The organism is Gottfriedia sp. NPDC056225 (assembly GCF_042267765.1).
GTDB lineage: Bacteria > Bacillota > Bacilli > Bacillales > Bacillaceae_G > Gottfriedia.
Genome location: NZ_JBHJTJ010000068.1, coordinates 1 through 1183, shown reverse-complemented (window position 1 = coordinate 1183; position 1183 = coordinate 1). Strand labels below are relative to the sequence as shown.

1 protein-coding gene is annotated in these 1183 nt (G+C 29.6%); it reads right to left on the bottom strand.

What is annotated here, in order from left to right:
* Positions 1 to 268: 268 nt before the first annotated feature.
* Positions 269 to 400 (bottom strand): hypothetical protein, encoded by a 132-nt coding sequence (locus ACFCYN_RS23160; protein WP_375952084.1) that lies wholly within the window; start codon positions 398 to 400, stop codon positions 269 to 271.
* Between the last annotated feature and the right edge of the window lie 783 nt (positions 401 to 1183).

The following is a 1183-nucleotide window of genomic DNA, read 5'->3' as shown; positions in this document are numbered from 1 at the left end:
GCGGATGTGCCAGTAACTTGCCCAGCCTTCCGTCTCCCAACGATCTTTCTTTTTCATTCAATTTCGAAAAGCTTTTGATAATTATTCTCTAAAACTAAATATACTATTGCTTTACTTGAAGACTGTGAAAAGACAGGAACCACTCTAAATAACAATACATATTGAAGAATTAGGAAATGTTAACAAAGTATATAAAAGCCCAAAAGCTCGCCTGATGTAAGCGAGCTTTTTCTTTTAAATTTCTTTTATACTAGAGAGGAAAATTGTCTTATCTAGTTCCAGGTTCTTTTGAATCCTCATCTAAAGTTTCAATCAATAAACTACTTTTATTGATTGAAAGGTGTTCTAAAGATTTAATTCCTAAATCTAATACCATAATAAGTACAAAAAAATGGGACATATATTTCACTCTTTTTCATTTAATTACTCCTTCATTACTATGAATTTTCTTGTAGTTATGAAAACTTATTTGAAGGTATTAGTTAGGTTAGATCGCATTACCTTGAAGCCTGTAACTGAAATGAAATAAAATTCTTCTCCATCAGGATTCGATAAGATTTGATTATTTTCAAGTTCCCAAGTAGCAATCCTTTAAAAATTTTAGATTTTACATTAACTCCCAAAACAGGATACCTACTTCGTCGACAGATAATTTTACAAAGATAAGCAATAAGGTACAATGCCTTGACTCGATTCATCATTGCTTACAATTTTAAAGGTATGTCAAAAAAGCCCTTCAAATCCTTAACTTAATCTTAAGTTATTTCCAAAAACTACCTCTCTCAATTTTGAAAATAAACTTCCTAGTATTACCTGTTCTAATCCCTGCATGAACCTTAAAAGAATGTGCAATCCTAAATTAAATTTCAAGTTAATCTAAACGTAAACCAGAGATTATTTAAAAACAAAGCTTAAAATCATCAATAACATACCTATTAAGATAATAGCTCAACGAACAAAAATCCATGGGTATTTATATAAGAGCCACTGAATTGGTATAATTATAATAGGCTCATCAATTCTAGTTTGTTCCAAAATATCAAAAGAATGCTCTATATTAGAAAGACTTTTATGCATCTCTCTGTTATATTTAATACCACCAATTAGAACATATAAGCCCAACTCAAAAAAAAGGAAATTACTAATAGACTTCCAGGGATTCTAATATAACTAACGTTAAAAT